Source organism: Mycobacterium lentiflavum (assembly GCF_022374895.2).
Taxonomy (GTDB): Bacteria; Actinomycetota; Actinomycetes; order Mycobacteriales; family Mycobacteriaceae; genus Mycobacterium; species Mycobacterium lentiflavum.
Genome location: NZ_CP092423.2, coordinates 4,208,142 through 4,225,453 on the forward strand (window position 1 = coordinate 4,208,142; position 17,312 = coordinate 4,225,453).

General features: G+C 66.7%; 15 protein-coding genes and 3 pseudogenes. 10 read left to right on the forward strand and 8 right to left on the reverse strand.

The window, feature by feature from the left end; all coding sequences use genetic code 11:
- Positions 1–29 precede the first annotated feature (29 nt).
- Positions 30–1,508, forward strand: a complete 1,479-nt coding sequence (locus MJO58_RS19515) for an aldehyde dehydrogenase (protein WP_239720619.1) — start codon at positions 30–32, stop codon at positions 1,506–1,508.
- Between the two features lie 164 nt (positions 1,509–1,672).
- On the opposite strand, the gene MJO58_RS19520 is transcribed toward MJO58_RS19515, so the two are convergent.
- From MJO58_RS19520 to MJO58_RS19540, 5 genes are all read right to left on the reverse strand, one after another.
- Positions 1,673–2,119, reverse strand: coding sequence for a MaoC family dehydratase (locus MJO58_RS19520; protein WP_090604784.1), 447 nt, complete (start codon positions 2,117–2,119; stop codon positions 1,673–1,675).
- The gene (locus tag MJO58_RS19525; protein WP_239723356.1) at positions 2,116–2,589 is read right to left on the reverse strand and encodes an FAS1-like dehydratase domain-containing protein; all 474 of its coding nucleotides are present in this window, start codon (positions 2,587–2,589) and stop codon (positions 2,116–2,118) included. Before MJO58_RS19525 ends, MJO58_RS19520 begins: the two co-directional genes overlap by 4 nt.
- A gap of 70 nt (positions 2,590–2,659) precedes the next feature.
- Positions 2,660–3,085 (reverse strand): nuclear transport factor 2 family protein, encoded by a 426-nt coding sequence (locus MJO58_RS19530; RefSeq protein WP_239720622.1) that lies wholly within the window; start codon positions 3,083–3,085, stop codon positions 2,660–2,662.
- Between the two features lie 61 nt (positions 3,086–3,146).
- The gene (locus MJO58_RS19535) at positions 3,147–4,742 is read right to left on the reverse strand and encodes an AMP-binding protein (protein ID WP_239720624.1); all 1,596 of its coding nucleotides are present in this window, start codon (positions 4,740–4,742) and stop codon (positions 3,147–3,149) included.
- A gap of 3 nt (positions 4,743–4,745) precedes the next feature.
- Positions 4,746–5,855: a Rieske 2Fe-2S domain-containing protein gene (locus MJO58_RS19540; protein ID WP_090604793.1), complete on the reverse strand. Its 1,110-nt coding sequence runs from the start codon at positions 5,853–5,855 to the stop codon at positions 4,746–4,748.
- Between the two features lie 154 nt (positions 5,856–6,009).
- Here MJO58_RS19540 and MJO58_RS19545 point away from each other — a divergent pair.
- Positions 6,010–6,245 (forward strand): annotated as a pseudogene (locus MJO58_RS19545) (cytochrome P450); the annotation flags it as partial.
- Between the two features lie 10 nt (positions 6,246–6,255).
- On the opposite strand, the gene MJO58_RS19550 reads toward MJO58_RS19545, so the two are convergent.
- Both MJO58_RS19550 and MJO58_RS19555 read right to left on the reverse strand, forming a co-directional pair.
- Entirely contained in the window at positions 6,256–6,447 is a 192-nt protein-coding gene (locus MJO58_RS19550; protein ID WP_239720626.1) for a ferredoxin, read from the reverse strand.
- 11 nt (positions 6,448–6,458) lie between these two features.
- Positions 6,459–8,849, reverse strand: a complete 2,391-nt coding sequence (locus MJO58_RS19555) for a CaiB/BaiF CoA-transferase family protein (protein ID WP_239720629.1) — start codon at positions 8,847–8,849, stop codon at positions 6,459–6,461.
- Between the two features lie 114 nt (positions 8,850–8,963).
- Between MJO58_RS19555 and MJO58_RS19560 the strand changes: the two genes are divergently transcribed.
- Positions 8,964–9,797 (forward strand): FadR/GntR family transcriptional regulator, encoded by an 834-nt coding sequence (locus MJO58_RS19560; protein ID WP_239720631.1) that lies wholly within the window; start codon positions 8,964–8,966, stop codon positions 9,795–9,797.
- A gap of 17 nt (positions 9,798–9,814) precedes the next feature.
- Positions 9,815–10,534, forward strand: coding sequence for an SDR family oxidoreductase (locus MJO58_RS19565; RefSeq protein ID WP_239720634.1), 720 nt, complete (start codon positions 9,815–9,817; stop codon positions 10,532–10,534).
- Here MJO58_RS19565 and MJO58_RS19570 read toward each other — a convergent pair.
- The gene (locus MJO58_RS19570) at positions 10,497–11,381 is read right to left on the reverse strand and encodes an LLM class flavin-dependent oxidoreductase (protein WP_090604809.1); all 885 of its coding nucleotides are present in this window, start codon (positions 11,379–11,381) and stop codon (positions 10,497–10,499) included. The genes MJO58_RS19565 and MJO58_RS19570 overlap by 38 nt on opposite strands.
- 69 nt (positions 11,382–11,450) lie before the next feature.
- Between MJO58_RS19570 and MJO58_RS19575 the strand changes: the two genes are divergently transcribed.
- From MJO58_RS19575 to MJO58_RS19595, 6 genes and pseudogenes are all read left to right on the forward strand, one after another.
- A complete protein-coding gene (locus MJO58_RS19575) occupies positions 11,451–12,515 on the forward strand; it encodes an acyl-CoA dehydrogenase family protein (RefSeq protein WP_239720636.1) in 1,065 nt (354 codons plus the stop codon).
- Positions 12,512–13,144: pseudogene (locus tag MJO58_RS28970) on the forward strand (acyl-CoA dehydrogenase family protein); the annotation flags it as partial. The gene MJO58_RS19575 and the pseudogene MJO58_RS28970, both read left to right, overlap by 4 nt.
- A gap of 57 nt (positions 13,145–13,201) precedes the next feature.
- A pseudogene (locus tag MJO58_RS28975) lies at positions 13,202–13,636 on the forward strand (acyl-CoA dehydrogenase family protein); the annotation flags it as partial.
- A gap of 2 nt (positions 13,637–13,638) precedes the next feature.
- A complete protein-coding gene (locus tag MJO58_RS19585; protein ID WP_090604818.1) occupies positions 13,639–14,787 on the forward strand; it encodes an acyl-CoA dehydrogenase family protein in 1,149 nt (382 codons plus the stop codon).
- Positions 14,784–15,725, forward strand: coding sequence for an acyl-CoA dehydrogenase family protein (locus MJO58_RS19590; protein ID WP_239720643.1), 942 nt, complete (start codon positions 14,784–14,786; stop codon positions 15,723–15,725). Before MJO58_RS19585 ends, MJO58_RS19590 begins: the two co-directional genes overlap by 4 nt.
- Positions 15,722–17,221, forward strand: coding sequence for a class I adenylate-forming enzyme family protein (locus tag MJO58_RS19595; RefSeq protein WP_239720645.1), 1,500 nt, complete (start codon positions 15,722–15,724; stop codon positions 17,219–17,221). The genes MJO58_RS19590 and MJO58_RS19595 overlap by 4 nt, the downstream gene beginning before the upstream one ends.
- Positions 17,222–17,312 lie beyond the last annotated feature (91 nt).

Below are 17,312 nucleotides of genomic sequence, written 5' to 3' on the forward strand. Positions count from 1 at the left end.
CCTCATCCCCGGCCCAAGGAAGTGCCCCGATGACAGAACAATCCGACCATCGGACCTACTCCGAACTGTTCATCGGAGGGCAGTGGCGCAAGCCCGCCAATCCGCAACAACTGGCCGTGATCTCGCCGCATACCGAAGAGCCGATCGGCCACGTCCAAGTCGCCGGGCCCGAGGACGTCGATGCCGCGGTTGCCGCCGCGCGCCACGCCTTCGACCACGGGCCGTGGCCACGATTGACCCACGCCGAACGGATGGCCAAGGTCGAAGAGCTTGCCGCGATCTATGCCGGCCACGTCGATGAGATGGCCGATCTGATCACCGACGAGATGGGGTCGCCGCGCACCTTCAGCCGGATGGGCCAGGGTGCAGCGGCCGCGGCGTTGATCCACCTCACGCTGGCCGCCGCCCGCGATTTCCCCTGGACGGAACGCCGCCAAGGTGTGCTCGGCGAAGTGCACCTGCGCCGGGCGCCGGTCGGTGTGGTCGGGGCGATCGTGCCGTGGAACGTGCCGCAATTCCTGATCATGCCCAAGCTCATTCCGGCCCTGATCGCCGGCTGCCCGGTCATCATCAAGCCGGCACCCGAAACACCTTTGGACGCTTTGTGGTTGGCCGAAATGATCGAGCAGCTCGACCTGCCTGACGGCGTGGTATCGGTGCTGCCGGGCGGTACCGACGTCGGTGAGGCGCTGGTGCGTCATCCCGGCGTGGACAAGATCTCTTTCACCGGGTCCAGCGCGGTCGGACGCCGCATCGCCACGCTCTGCGGCGAGCAGCTCAAGCGGGTGAGCCTGGAACTGGGCGGCAAGTCGGCGGCGATCATTCTGGACGACGCCGATATCCCGAAGACGGTGGCCGGGCTGAAGTCGGCCAGCCTGATGAACAACGGACAAGCCTGCGTCGCGCAGACCCGGCTCTTGGTCAGCGATCGACGGCACGACGAATTCGTCGACGCGCTGGCCGAGATGATGTCGGAACTCAATGTCGGGGATCCGACCGACGAGGCAACCGACATCGGACCGCTTTTCGCTCAACGACATCAACGTCAGGTACAGGAGTACATCCAGTCTGGACAAACCGAAGGTGCCCGCATCGTGCTCGGTGGCCTCAATAGCGCACAAGACAGTCCGGCCGAGCGCGGCTGGTACGTGCGGCCAACGCTTTTCGTCGACGCGACCAACGACATGCGCATCGCCCGCGAGGAAATTTTCGGCCCGGTTTTGACCGTACTGCGGTATCGCGACGAAGCCGACGCGGTCCGGATCGCCAACGAGAGCAACTACGGCCTGGCCGGCTCGGTCTGGACGTCGGACATCGCCCACGGCCTGGACGTCGCCGCCAGTGTGCGGGCGGGCACCTACGGCATCAACATGTACACCCTCGACATCGGAAGTCCGTTCGGCGGGTTCAAGCACTCGGGCATCGGCCGGGAGTTCGGACCGGAAGGTCTCGACGAATACGTCGAGCTGCAGACCGTGATCGCCAAGGGGCAGATGCCGCCGCTATGAGCTAGTGCGCTCCGACCGCCATGCGGGGTCATCACCAAGGCGCGCAAGAAGTTTCGCCTGCGCATGACTGTCGCCGCCACCGCGATCGGAGCCATTTGCCGTCGGCCGCGGCGACCGCCTCGCCGAACCGTCGACACACGGCCAGATGCAGTTCGGCTGCGTCATCAACCACGTTGCGGCATCTGCAACGTGAGCTCGACCGGGCAGCACAGGACGCCGTGTTGGTTGGTCACTTCGATCGTGAGGTCGAGCAGCCGGCGCGGTGGGTCCACCGAAGTGTCTAGCCGCTTGGCCACCGCCCGGCCCCGGCCGATCATCGTGTCACCCGCGTAGATCGAACCGGCCAGCCGCAGCGAACGCCGCACCACCCGGCTGCTCGGCCCGGCCCAATCGGTCGCGACGCGATCGGCGAACCCGGCGAGATGCATGGTGTTGAGGTAAATCGTTGGGTTACCCTGACTTTCGGCGTAGACGGGATCGAAGTGGCCCGGGAAGTAGTCCCAGGTCGCACCGGCGTTCTCGACCACCCGCTGGTAGCTGATTTCGTCGATCACCTCCGGCAACTCGACGGGAACGGTGATCTCGTTCCAATCCAATTCGGCAAGGTTCATGCCGACGCTGCCGGGGTGAAGCGGAACAACGTGTTTCGCGATCGGGCGACGACCGTTGCGTCCTGACGGCGATAGGTCTCCAGCGTCTCGATGAAATGGCCGACACCCAGCCGGGTCCGCTTCTCCGGTGACACCGAGACCAGTTCCTCGACGCTGGTGAGCACGTCACCCTCGATGATGGGTTCGGTGAACTCGACGTCGTTGGCGGCATTGATGAATGTGGTGCCCGGCAACGGCACTCGCAAGATCAGCGACGCGGCCGGCCGCCGGCCGCCGGGCTCCCATGGCGGGGGTATCAGCCATCCCATCAGCAGACCCGGCGGGGCGAGCAGGCCGCCCCACCGCTGCCGGGCGAATTCCGGGTCCCAGTACGACCGATTGCCGTCGTGAATCATCGAGGCATACAACTGAATACGCGCGCCGCCGACCGGGTTCACCGCGGTCCGCGGTTCGCTGGCCGCGCCGACCATCCGCAGCGCGTCTTCGTATGTGCCGAAGGCTAATTGGTAGCTGAGATCCGAATCCACGTATCGGTGCCGCTTACATGACAAGAGGATGCCGGCTCGGCACCACATCCCAGGAGAGATTGCGCGACGTGTAGTACCAGCCGCCGCGCTCGTAGATCAGCTCATCGCGGTATGTCCCGGTGGCGCGCAGCGTGGTGTCGCCGAAGGCGGCCGAGAACAGCACCGCGACACAACGCTGCATCGCGTGGACACCGTCGACCGCGATCTCGTGATCGATGGTCACCCACCGTTGCCCCTCGCCCCCGTCGAAGGCCAGACGCAGGTCGGCAAACAGTTCGCCGTCACGGACGAAGCTGGCACCGGAATGACGAAACGTCGCGATCCAGCTATCGCGGTCGCCGTCAGAGTATGCGCGATTGTGCCGGGCGTTCAGATTCAAGATCGCATCGCGGCCGGTCGCAGCGTGCAGGAACTGTTCCTGCTGGTAGGACAACGTCATTTCTACTCGCCAGCCTCTCCCCGAAGGAAAAAAGAAACGTACTACGTAACATCGACTTTACTTACCGCTTAACAATATATCCGTATTCTTCTCGATCCCAGACCCCCGAACTTAAACCTTTGGCTCGCAATAAATCTTTACGTACCCGTCCGATGACGTTCTTCGGGAGTTCGTTGACCTGGTCGACGTACCGCGGCACGCAGAAGTAGGGCATCCGGTCGGCGCAGAAGTCGAGCAACGCGGCGCAATCCAGCGCCGCGTCCGCATGCGGCGCGACCACGAGCAGGATGTCGTCCTCGCCCAATTCGCTGGGCACCCCGATCGCTGCGGCCTCAGCCACCGCGGGATGACCCAGCACGACCCGTTCCACTTCGACCGAGGAGATGTTCTCGCCGCGCCTGCGCAGCGAATCCTTGATCCGGTCCACATACGTCAGGTTCTGATCGGCGTCGAGTCGGCCGAGATCACCGGTGCGAAACCATTCCGGGTGCGGGTCCACCCGGGCGTCCTGGCCGACATAGCCCTCGCTCATCACGTGCGGGTGCCGCGGCCGGCAAGCGATCTCGCCCACGGCGCCGGCGGGCAGCGGGTTGCCGTCGTCGTCGACGACGCGCACGTCGAAGTTGGGATTGGGCCGGCCCGATGTCCCGGGCACCCCCTCGTCGGCCACGCCCTTGACCGCGATCGGGAAAGCCTCGGTCATCCCGTACATCGTGACAATGCGGCAGCCGTAACGCTTTTCGATGTCGTGGTAGCAGCCGGCGTCGATCGGCGCGGCGGAGATGAACCGCAGCGGCAGCTCCGCATCGCTCGGATCGGGGGGCTGGTTGTACAGCATCGACACCATCGCGCCCGCCCCGGCAAAGCCGACCGCGTCGTGGGTGCGGATGTCATTCCACACCTGACCGGGATGGAACGACTGTGCCAACACAGTCGTCGCGCCCACCAGCATCGGAGCCAGAACGCTGGGCGCGGCACTCAAGTGGAACAACGGCATCGCCGTCCACAACGCCTCCCCCGCCTGCAACTCCCAGGCCGACGCAACGGTCGCGGCCACCGAGAACAAGTAATTCCAGCTCGTGGCAACGGCTTTCGACGGACCGGTGGTGCCCGACGTATAGAACAACGCCCCCACCTGCCCCTCTTGCTCCCCCTCCTGCGCCGGGTTGTCCGCACAGCGGGCAGCCCCGGCGTTCAGGGCCGCACGAAGTGAATCGTCTTGCACCACAGTGCCGGTCACCGTGTCCAGCCGGTCCACAACTTCGTCGACGCGCGCAAGCCGCTCGGCGTCGGTGAGAATCACCTTGGGCCGCGCCAACTGCAAGGTATGCAGCAGGAAGTCTCCCTTGTTCGCGGCGTTGACCGCCGCGCTCACCGCGCCGATGCGGGCCGCGCCCAGCCAGAAGTACACCCATTCCGGGCAGGTTCCGGTGAACAACGCCACCCCGTCGCCGCGGCCCACCCCTAATTCGCCGAGCATGTTCGCCGCCGCGCAGGAGCGCTGCCGCATTTGCTCGAACGTCACCTCGGTCCCGGCGATCGACATCATCACCCGATCGGGGTACTGATCGGCCCGGCGATCCAACACGTCCGGAACGCTGAAACGATCCACGCCGAAATCGGAGGGGCCCGGGGGCTTACTCCGAACCGAATGCATCGCTTAGGCTTTCGCGGCCGCCGGGTCGGGCTCGCCGCCGGCGGTGTACCCGAAGTCGTTCGGCGACGGCTCGGCGTCCGGATAGAAGCGGTGCGCCCAGCGCCGCAGCGCCGCATAGTCGCGTGCCTCCTCGGGAGCCAGGTTCGGCTTCTCCAAGTACTTCATGTTCTCCCAGGTGAAGAAGTCCTGTTTGATGACTTCTTGTTGCAGCGCGAGGAATTTCGCCGCCCGGCCGGTGGGCTTGTCGCCGGTGTCGCCGGGCTCGCGGACGGAAGCCTGGGTATAGAAGTAGTCGGTGTAGTCCTCGTCGACCGGCGTCTGACCGGTGACCTCGATGGTGGCCACCAGGTCACTCGGGAAGCGGACCAGCCCCAGCCCCAACGAGTAGTTGTCGTAGATGATCTTGGCGTCGACCGGCCCGTTGGGGGTCAGCCACGTCTTGGCCCGGCCCCCACCAAAGTGCGCGTTGACAGTGGCGTGCAGGTGATAGCCCGCCACCTCGAACGAGGCCGTGTTGGCGGGGTTGGCGGCCTTGTGCACGTACTGCACGTGATACGGGTCGGCCGCATTCTCGATGATCATCTGCGCGTGCACCTTGACCCGGTTGAGCATCCGGCTGTGCGGGTGCAGCGGGTAGTACTCGCCGGTCTCCAATTCGGGCAGCGCCGGCGGCTGCCAGTAGGGCGCCCGGCCGTGGCGTTCGTGCCAGACCAGGATGAAGCCATACCACTCCATGGTCGGGTAGGTCCGGATGCGGACGTTGTTCTTGCAGCCGATCTTGCTGTAAGGGATCAGCGCGTTGCTGCCGTCGCCGCGCCATTGCCAGCCGTGCCACGGGCAGACGATGTTCTCGTTGTCGACGGTGCCGCCGACGCCCATGTTGGCGCCGAGGTGCTGGCAGTAGGCGTCCAGCACATTGACCTTGCCGGAGGCGGTGCGGAACAACACCAGCTCCTCACCGAAGTAGTGCAGGCGCTTGACGTCGCCGGGCTTGACGTCGCTGGCGAAGGCGACGATGAACCACCCGGTCGGGAATCGATAGGTGGACAACGCAATGCCGGACTGCCCGAACTCGCGTTCCGACGGGTCTTGCTCTGAAATCGTTTGCGTCACGAGAACTCCGTTTCCCACGCGGCCAGGCGCATTTGGGGCCGCTGTTACCTCACCGCGTTTCGACGATTCAAGTCTATTTTTACTATTTTAAGCATTGAACGTCAACGCGGCTCCAGCCGGTCGCCGCTAGGCAGCAGAGCGAGCGGGGTTGCGCATGACTGCCGGCGCAGTGGACCTATCCGATTTCGCCTTGTGGCGTAACGGTTTTCCCGACGCGTTGTTCGCCGATTCGCGGCACACCAGACCCTTTTCCGGCACGACCTGACACCGGGTGTCGCCGACACGGTCAAGCGCCGATTCTGGGTCGCGACCAAGCACCGGCAAGCGGTCCGCCGGCACCGCGACACCGAATCGTTCACCGCGGCCGACGGCCCGCTCAACCAGCCGGTCCTCCGGCGATTCAGTCCTGCAAGCGCAGTGCGGCCTTGGGGCACTGCTCTACGGCGGCGCGCACATCGATCTCGCGATCGGGCGGCACCGGTGCGTCCGCAATCTGCACCACGTCCTCGTCGCCCAGTTCGAAGATATCCTGGGCGAGCGATTCACAAAAGCCGTTGGCCTCGCACAAGGTCTCGTCGACGGTCACGCGCATCAGTTGCCTCCTTATAGGCCCTTCGGGCGGGTTCCGATCACCCCGCCGGCAGCGAGGTTCGCCAGATCTTCGTCGGTCAGCCCGCACCGATCGCGCAGTACTTCTCCATTGTGCTCGCCTAGTAGCGGCGGTGGGCGAAGCAGCCACCGATCCTGTCCGGTAAGCGAGGCGAACGGCGGGCATGGATACAGGGCTGACCCGATGCTCGAATGCCGCAGCTCTTCGAAAAACCCCCGGTCGTGCAGTTGGGGATTCTCGGTCACCAGCGACGGCGAGACCACCGGCGCCGCAGGCACACCCGCGCTCGCCAGCCGCTCCACCGTCGACTCCAGAGGCTGCCCGGCGAACCACTGCCGCAGCCGGTCGTCGATGTCGTCGGCGTGCTCGCGTCGCCCGGCGGTGGTGCCCAGACCCTCGTCACACCAGGCCGGGCGCCCCATCACATCGACGAGCGCGGCCCACTGCAGGTCGTCGCGCACGGTGACCGCTATCCATTCGTCGTCTCCCGTGCACCGGTAGAGGTTCTGAATCGACCCCCCGAAACCACGATTTCCATTGCGGCTCAGCGTTTTTCCATAAACTTCGTATTCGATCGCCTGTATCGCGGCGGCGTTGAGCACCGTCTCGAGCATCGGCAGCTCCAGCTGCTGACCCGTTCCGGTGCGTTCGGTGAAGCTCAGCGCGGCCAGCACGGCGAAGGCGGCGTGCACCCCGGCCAGCGGGTCGCAGGCGCCGCGCGGGGCCACCGGCGGGCCATCGGGCAGGCCGGTCACCCAGGCCAGCCCGGCGAGCTGTTCCATCGTGGGGGCAAATCCGACCCGGTCGCGCCACGGGCCGTCCAGCCCGAACGCGGGCATCCGGGCGACGACGAGTTTGGGATTGACCTCGAGCAGCACGTCGGCGGTCAGGCCGAATTGGTCCATCACGCGCGGTGAGAAGTTCTCGATCACGACGTCGGCGCCGGCCGCCAGTTTCTTGAACAGCCGCCGCCCCTCTTCGGAGCCCAAATCCAATGTGACCGAACGCTTGTTGGTGTTCATCGCGTGGAACACCCAGCCGTACTCCCACCAGTCGTCCACGTCCTTGCGCATTCCGCCGGAGTACCGAATGCCGTCGGGACGCTGGATCGACTCGAGCTTGATCACCTCCGCGCCGAACGCAGCCAGCAGGTGGGTTGCCGCCGGCCCGGCCCAGAACGCGGTCAGGTCGACGATGCGCACACCTTCCAGCGGACGGGTCCGCGATGCCGCCCCGACTTCGGGTCTCCTTGTGTGCCAGGGCGATTCGTCGTTGTCGGCACCCGCAGCGGCGGTCTCGCCCACCGGGGCCGCCGCGCACGCCGACATCAGCCACGGCGGGCGGGGCTGATGAAAGCCCGCGGGGTTGCGCCGGAATACCCCGCGTTCGGTGGCGTATTCCGTTTCCCGGATCGTGGCACCGTTACCCAGTGCCGCGATCGGCAGTCGGAACAGTTGGCCGAGCTCGACGATCTCCGCGACGGTGCGTTCGGCCAGCCACGGGCCGATCTGCTCGCGGATCAGGTCGCGATAAGCCCACCGGCCGATCTGAAAACGCAGCTGCTCAATCTCTTCAAGCGCCGGGCACTCGACCATCGCCAGGAAGTCGAGCCATTGCTGACCGGTCACCATGGTGATCCCGACGTAGCCATCCTTGGCCGGCTCGATCGACGGGACTTCGGTGGTACGGCTGATCGGCGGCACCCGCAACAACTGTGAATGCAGCCATTCGCTGCTCTGCATCAACGTCATCGCCTCGAGCATCGAGAGGTCGAGGTGCTCACCGGGACCGCCGTGCTCGACGCGACGACGCACGGCCAGCGCGCCAAACGCGGCGAACACGCCGCCCATGTACTCGCCCAGGTCGCCGCCGATCGAGATCGGGGGCCCGGCCGGATCGCCGCGGAAACCCGGCGAGCCGGCCCAGGCCTGCAGGGTGAACTCGCTGGCGGCACGGTCGGCATATGGTCCGGTCCAGCCGAAGTCGGAGATCGTGACGACGACCGCCTGCGGCGCGTCTGTGAGCAGCCGGCGCGGATCGATACCCAGCGCTGCGGCGCGGGACCGGCCGGCGGTGAGGATGATCACGTCGGCGCCCGCCAATTCGGCCCGCAGACGCTGCGAGCCGGGCGCAAAGGTCATGCTCTGCTTGCCGGCGTTGAGGTAGCTGTAGAACGGCGACGCCTGGCCGTCGGGCACCGACGAACCTGACGCCGAATAACCCCGCAGCCAATCGCCTTGCGGCGGTTCGATTTTGCGCACCCGCGCCCCGGCGTCGACCAGCAACTTGCCGCAGTAGCTGCCAGCTATCCGGTCGCTGATCTCGACCACCCGCAGCTCGTGCAGCGGTGTCGGACGGTCGTCAGACCCCTGGCTCAATTGCATCCGTCCTTCCGATCGACACGCGATCAGAGATGCTATTTATATCATTACTGCTAAAATAGCTAAGCCAGCTGAGTGCGCGCTCGCCGCTCTTCCCGCTGCTCCTGCGAGGATTGGATGACCACCCTGGGAATCGGGCCCGATGCACGTCGCCGGTTGTCGGCGCCGAGGATCGCCGAAATCGTAGCCGACGAACTGCGCCGGCAGATCATCGACGGCGAGCTTGCCGACGGCGATCTCCTGCCGCGCCAGGAAGTACTGGTCGAACAGTTCAACGTCAGCCTGGTCTCGCTGCGCGAAGCATTGCGCATTCTAGAAACCGAGGGTTTGGTGTCGGTGCGCCGCGGTAACCGTGGCGGCGCCGTCGTGCACGCACCGGCCAAGACCAGCGCGGCCTACATGCTCGGGCTGTTGCTGCAGAGCGAGGCCGTTCAGGTCGAAGACCTGGGCATGGCGTTGCAGGAACTCGAGCCCGCGTGCGCCGCGCTCGCGGCTCAGCGGCCGGACCGGGCGGACACCCTGGTGCCAGAACTCAAGCAGGTCAACGATTCGATGGCCGAACATCTCGACGACGGGCGACTGTTCACCGAAATCGGCCGCCAGTTCCACGATCTCATCGTGCAGGGCTGCGGAAACCACACCATCATCGCGGTCGTCGGCAGCCTGGAGACGCTGTGGAGCAGCCACGAGCGTCAATGGGCCGACGAGAGCGCGGCGCGCGGCACCTATCCCTCGCTGACCCAGCGGCGTGCGGTCCTCAACACCCACGTCAAGCTCGCCGAGACCATTGCCGAGGGCGACGTCGACCGGGCACGGCGCATCGCGGGACGTCACCTCGCCGACACGCAGACCTATGTGCTGGCCGGCCGGCCCAGCCAACGGATCTATGCCCTTTCGCCGCAGGCTCATTCTCGTTCAGGGGCACGCCCGCGCGATCTCCGGCAGTCCTGAGGAAGCCACCCATCGGTATGCGAACCGCGTTGGTCACCGGCGGCAGCGGCGGGATCGGAAAGGGCTGCGGGCGCAAGCTCGCCGAACTCGGTTACGACGTGGTCCTGGTGGCTCGCCGCGAGGATCCGTTACGCGCGGCCGCCGAGGAGATCGGGGCCCGTCACATCGTGGCCGACGCATCCGATCCGGACGGATTCGCCGCTGCGATGAGCACTTTGGAAACGATCGACCTTGTCGTTCACGCCGCCGGCGCGCTCGGCGGAACATATGCGCGCAAGCAGACTTTCGAGCAGTGGCAGACCATCATCTCGGCCAACCTGGATTCGTGCTTCGTGGTGACCGCCGCGGTGCTGCCGCGGATGCGCGCCGGATCCCGATTCGTATTCATCTCGTCGTCGGCCGCACACGAGCCGATGATGGCCCGCACCGCCTACTCCGCGTCGAAAGCCGGCATGAACGCGTTCGCCCGTGCCCTGGCGCTCGAAGTCGACCGCGACGGCATCGCCGTGCACATCGTCACGCCGGGCCCGGTGGAAACCGAGATGCTGGCCGACGTTCCCTTCGAGATGTTCGCGATTCAGATCTCCGATGTCGCCGAAGCGGTCGCCTGGCTGGACACCGTGGACCCGTCCGTCGATCTGCCGGAGATCCGGCTGTCCGCGGTGCAGCGAGGTCCGTACGCTCGCCCGCCGGTCGTTCCTAACGAAGCGCGCCGCCGGCGTCAGGGAACGGCTTGATCACTGTTTCGCCGAACTCGTGCAGCGACTCCGGCTTCGCGAAATCAGCGAACCACACATAGAAGCGCTCGACTCCCTGGGCGGCCAGGCCCGCGAAATGCTGGGTCAGCTCGCCCGCGTCACCGCACACCAGACCCGCCCCGAGCGCGCCGAAGCGCCGGGTGCTGACCTCGCGCACGGTCTCGGGGTCGGCGCCAGAGTGGGCGAACCCGATCATCTGCTGCACCGAGATGCGGGCGCTGCCCGCCGACGGGGCCAGCTTGGACAACCGGTCGATGTGGTCGGCCTGCAGGTTCCACCAATCCGCGTGATTGCGAACAAGTTCCATCATCCGACGCCCGCTGCCACCCAGAACCAGCGGTATCGGATGGTTGCGCCTGGGCAATTGAACCGCTGCGTCGTCGCCGGCCGCCCCCTTGGTTTCATCGCCCCAGTACTGTCTGATCAGCGCCAGATGACGGCCAAGCTGCGCAACGCGGGCAACCGGATCCTGCTGACCGACATCGAATCTGGTGAACTCGGCGGGCCAGGACCCCGAACCCAGGCCCAGATCGAACCTGCCGCCCGATGCGTCCGACAGCGTGACGGCTTGTTTGGCGAGCACGGCGGGATGCCGAAAAGCGTCGCACAGCACCAGATGTCCGATCCGCAGCCGCTCCGTCTTGGCCGCCACCCAGGTAGCGACGGCCATTGCCTCCCAAATGCTTTCGCCGGGCAACCCGGGCGCCTCGAGGTGATCGATGAACGCCATTCCGTCGAAGCCACTGGCTTCGGCAGCCCGCGCTCGTTCCGTGATGTCGCCCACCGACAACCGCACCTGCGGCAGGAACAGATACCACTCGACCATGCGCCACCTATGCTCGTGCCGATTGCAACAGCGCGGCTAGTTTACTATCTTTATTATGTTAGGGGTCTTATGGATGTCGGACTGACTTCGGATCAGCTGTCGCTGCGCGACACCGTGCGCGACATTTTGCGTACCGAATGTCCTCCCGGTGTCACGCGGCAGGCCCTGACGGACCCGGAGCGCTGGCGCGCTCTGTGGAAGACCGTAGTCGACTTGGGTTGGACCGAACTCGCCGCACCGGCAGGCGGTGACTTCGGGCCCGTCGAGCAGGCAGTTGTTCTCGAGGAGTGCGGTGCCGCGTTGGCCCCAATTCCGTTGCTCAGCAGCGTAGGTTTGGCCGCGGGTGTCTTGCGGGCCGGTGGTCTGGACAAGATGCTCGCCGATATCGCCGGCGGCGTCGTTGCCACCCTTGCGGTGCACGCCAAGGGATCTCGGCTGCCCGGGCCGCTGACCTTGCGCGACGGACGGGTGCGCGGCCGGGCGGTCGCGGTCCCCGACGCGGGTCGGGCAGAGCTGATCGTCACGCTGGCCAAATCGCTCGACGGTTATGTCGCCGTGGTGGTGCGCACCGGCGACGGCGTGACGATCACCGCGGGCGAATCCACCGACCCCGCGCACCCGGTCGCCGACGTCGAAATCGAGGCCGAACCCGTCGCCTTCGCGCCCGTCGACCTCGAGTCGGCGCTGACCGCACCGATGGTGGCCGTCGCCGCCGATCTGGTCGGCACCGCCGGCGCCGCCTTGCACCTGTCCGTCGAGCACGCGAAGTCGCGCCGTCAGTTCGGAGCCCCGATCGGGTCGTTTCAGGGAATCAAGCACGCGCTGGCCGACAACTATGTCGCCGTCGAGCGCGCCCGCAGCCTCACCTACGCGGCCGCAGCCGGCCTCGCCGATGCGAACACCGCACCCGCGGACGCCTGGACTGCCGCGGCATTGGCCAAGGCGGCGGCCGGCGACGCCGCGGCCACCTGTGCCCGCACCGCCGTCCAGGTGCACGGCGCGCTGGGGCAGACCTGGGAGCACGACGCCCACCTCTATGTCCGGCATGCCTGGCAGGGTGCGGCGCAGTTGGGCGACAGTCGCGCGCTCTACCACGAGGTGGGCTGCCGCTTCGTCGCCGGCGGTGCGGCATGACGACTCCATCCGAAGTGGTCGCCGAGTACGTCGACTGGTTGGCCGCATTCCTGCCCGCCGACTACTACGAGAACTACCGACGGTATCGCTGGGACATCCCGCTGCGCCGCGACCATCAGCGGGCCGCGTTCGAGGCCGGGTGGATCCAGCCGACCTGGCCGCGCGAGCATGGCGGCCGATCGTTGGGCCTGCGCGACGCGATGGAGATACGCATCGAGGGCGCCTTGCGGTCGGCGCCCAAGCTGCCCAACGTTCAAGGGCCGGGCGTCGCCGCACCCGGCATCCGCCAGTTCGGCACGCCCGCCCAGATCGAGCGCCTGCTGGTGCCGCTGCTGCGCGGCGACGAGTGGTGGGCGCTCGGCATGTCCGAACCGGAAGCCGGATCGGATTTCGCCGGACTGCGCACCCGCGCCGAGCAGGACACAGACGTCTTCCGGGTCAACGGTCACAAGATTTGGACCACACAGGCCCACGAATCACGGTGGTGCACGCTCTATGCCCGCACGGACCCGAACGCGCCCAAACACCGTGGCATCTCGTGCCTGATCCTCGACCTGCACTCCCCCGGCGTGCGCATCGAACCCATCCGAATGTCGTCGATCTCCGATGAGACGTTCTGCGAAGTCTTCCTCGACGACGTCGAGATCCCATTGGAGAATCTGCTGGGCCCGCTCAACGGGGGCTGGAACGTCGCGCTGTCGTCGCTGCACCACGAACGCCAGATGATCTGGATCATGAACTGGGTCGAAATCAAGCGCGGACTCAACGCGGTGCGCGGGGCACGTCACGGCGGTGCCGGCGAGGAACGCCAGGATCTGTGCGCCGAACTCGGGTCGCTGCTTGCCGACGCCGAAGCACTGCGGGCCACCGGATACCGAGCGCTGGGCAACGAACTGGCCGGCCGGAACAGCCCCGAAGCCGACATTATGAAGCTGCTCGGATCGGTTACCTTGCAACGGGTTTGGGAGCTCGCAGCCGCCGGCGAAGGACCGAGCTCGGCCAGCGATCCGGATCTGTTGTTCGAGCGCCAGGACGCGCTCGCCGCCACCATCTACGGCGGAACGTCGGAGGTGCAGCGCAACATCATCGCCGAGCGACTGCTCGGGCTGCCGAAGGGATAATGATGGATTACGACCTCGGCGACGACGCCGTCGAACTGCGACACCGCCTGCGGGAGTTGATCGCTCACCACGTGCCACCCGACTTCCTCGGGGCCTGTACGGAGGATCCGGCGGACCTCGCCACTACCGAGACGTTCTGCAAGCTGCTGGCCGTCGAGGGGCTGTTGGCGCTGGCCTGGCCGAAAGAGCATGGCGGCGGGGGTGGTTCGGTCTGGCAGCAGACCGTGCTACGCGAAGAGATGTGGGCCCAGCACGAGCCCCGCGGTCCGCAATACATGGGCATCAACTGGGTCGGCCCGGCACTGATGCGCTATGGCACCGAAGAGCAGAAGACCAAACACCTGGCGGCCATCGCCTCCGGCGATGTGATTTGGTGCCAGGGCTTTTCCGAACCGGAGGCCGGATCCGACCTGGTCTCGTTGCGTACCCGCGCCGTGCCCGACGGCGACGGGTGGCGCATCACCGGCCAGAAGGTGTGGACGTCGTACGCTCAGATGGCGTCGTGGTGCGTACTGGCGACCTGCACCGACCCCGACGCGCCAAAGCACAAGCGGCTCACCCTTTTTCTGATACCGATGGATCGGCCCGGTTTGACGGTGCGGCCGATCCCGTCGATGTTGGGCCCGCATCACCTCAATGAGATGTTCCTCGACGATGTGCCGGCGTATCCCGGTGACGTGCTCGGTGAGCCCGGTGACGGCTGGCGGGTGATGCGCGAAGCGCTCGCGTTCGAGCGCGTCGGCATCGCACGCTACGCACGCTGCGAGTCGCTGCTGCACCGCATGCAACGCGAGCTCGGCGATGACTGGGACCGGCTGCCCGAATCACTTCGGGCCCGGTGGGTCCGGGCACTTGTCGACTTGCGAGTGGCCCGGCTGCTGGCATACCGCGCGGTGTCGCTGCAGGACGACCCATCGGCCGGGGCGGCGGCCAGCGCCGCTCGCATCGCGACCACCACCTGCGATCAACAGGTCGCCGAGCTGCTGTTCGACGTGCTCGGGCCGGTCGCGCTGGACAGCGGGGCGTCGTCGGCACTGCACGGGGCGATTGAAGACCATTGGCGCTACGCACAAGCAGCCACCGTGGCATCGGGCACCATCGAGGTGCAGCGCATGTTGGTGGCACGAGACGCTCTCGGAGAACGCCGGTGAAAACCACACTGCCACAAGATATTAGCGACTTCGCGGCGGTCGCCGCCAAACGGTTCGACCGGCTGGGCGGGCCACCGGCCGCCCTGCGGGCCGAGCAAGACGACAGCGTCCGGGACGCGGCGCGCGGTGCCCTGAGCGAGCTAGGCGCGTTCGAACTCGACGTGCGGTCCGGTCCCGACGACGTGTTGGCCGCGGCGGTGCTGTGCCAAACCGCCGGCGCGCACGCGCTGCCCTATCCCCTCGTCGAGGAGCTGCTGGCGATCGACGGTGCCCGGCTGGCCCTGGTCAACCCCGAGGCGCCGCGCATCGACCACGGCGACCTGCCCGGCGACTGGATCGCCGCCGACCTGGACGGCAATCGCTACCGGGTGCAGATCGCGTCGCGGACCAGCGCCAAATTGGGGCCGTTCCTGGTGCCGGCCACAATCAACGCAGCCGACGGGACAGTTCCGGCCGCCGACGTTAATCTTCATCTCGTGCTGGGATCATGGCGGATTCTGGGAGCGATGCAGCGCTCGCTGCAGATCGTCACCGACCACGTGCAGGCCCGCATCCAGTTCGGCAAGCCGCTGGCGGACTTCCAGGCCGTCCGGTTCGCCGTCGCGGATGCCTCCGTCGCGGTACGCGGTCTGCACGAATTGGCGAAGTACACCATTTGCCGGCCCGAATCGCTGCCGGTGCAGGTGCATTCCGCCGACGCGCTGGTGCTGCGGTTCAAGGCCACCGACACGGCACGGCAAGTGCTGCGCACCTCGCACCAGCTGCTTGGCGCCCTGGGCTTCTGCGACGAGTCCGATGTCAGCGTGCTAGACCGGCACACCCAGCCGCTGATCCGCCTTCCCCTGGGCGCCGAGGCGCTCGGGCTGCGCCTGATCGCCGACGTCCGCGACGGCTCGCTGGAGACCCTGTTCAGCGAACCGGTTTCGGAGCCCATATGACGACGGAGTCAGCCACGGCCGGGGTGACGCCGAACCCGTTCGAAGACGGAGTCCCGTTCGGCACCAAACTGGCCGAGCTCGCCGAGGAGCGGGGTGACCAGCCGGCGGTGACGACTGTCGCGCTGGACGGCACCGCCCAGACGCTGAGTTTTCGCGAGCTCGGCGCCCGCGCCAACCAGTGGGGGCGGGCCCTGGCCGCCCGCGGGGCCGAAACGGGTTCACTTGTCGCGCTTGCCATCCCAAACTCACAACATCTGGTGCTGGCCACGCTGGGGTGTTGGAAAATCGGCGCGGTCCCGATTCCCATGCACTGGGATCTGCCCGAATGGGAGCGGGATCGGGTGCGCGCGGTGATCGACCCCGCCGTCGTCGTCGACGAAGACACCCGATGGGAGTTGGATGCCCGGGCCGCCGGGGAATCGACCAGTCCCCTGCCCGAGGCCGTTTCCCCTCACGCCAACGGAATCTGTAGCAGCGGGTCGACGGGCGTACCCAAGGTGATCCTCAGTTTGGCTCCGTCGCTGTGGATACCGCAGCACGGCGAACCGTTTCTGTCCAACTGGACGCCGGTGGCCAAGCCACAGACCATCCTGGTGCCCGCGCCGATGTATCACACCAACGGCTTCGCGACCTTCCTGATGCTGCTCAGCGGCGACCATCTGGTGATCCTCGAAAAGTTCGATGCGGCAGTGTTTGTCGATGCGATCGAGCGCTATCGGATCACCAACTTTACGGCCACGCCGACGATGCTGGCGCGCATCGCGGCGCTGCCCGACATTCGGCAGCGCGACCTGTCCAGCGTCGTGTTCATCCTGCAGGGCGCCGCGGTGATGCCACCGTCGCTGCTGCACACCTGGTTCGATCTGCTCAGCCCCGAGCAGATCGTGACGGCCTACGGCATGACCGAGAATCTCGGCCTCACCGCGTTGCGCGGCGACGAGTGGCTGGCGCATCCCGGCAGCGTCGGTCGCGGTTTCCGCGACACCGAGATCCGGATCCTGGATGCCGACAAGAACCCGCTGGGCCCCGGCGAACACGGTGAGGTCTACCTGCGCTCGGTGATGAGCGCGGGCTACCGCTATCTGGGTGGGGCGCCGCCGCTGCCGTCGACCGACGACGGATTCCGGTCCGCCGGAGACATCGGGCATTTGGACGAGGACGGCTTCCTCTACATCGTCGACCGCCGGGTCGACATGATCGTCAGCGGCGGGGCGAACGTCTTTCCCGCCGAGGTCGAGTCGGCGCTCGCGGGGCACCCCGACATCGCCGACGTCGTGGTCATCGGACTGGCCGACGAACGGTGGGGACGCCGCGTGCACGCGGTGGTGCAGGCCGCCGAGGGCGTGGAGCTCACCGAGCAACATGTGATCGAGTACGCCAAAAACCGGCTGGCGCCCTACAAGGCGCCCAAGACGGTCGAGTTCGTCGACGCGATACCTCGGACCGCAGCGACGAAGGTCAATCGCTCGGCGATGATCAAGGCCCGGGAGGGCTGAGTTCGGATATGCCCCGCGGCGCGACGGCTGTCTCGACGGTGATCGCCGCATGGTCGGCGCGACTTCCGGCGATCATCATGAACCCGGCGAC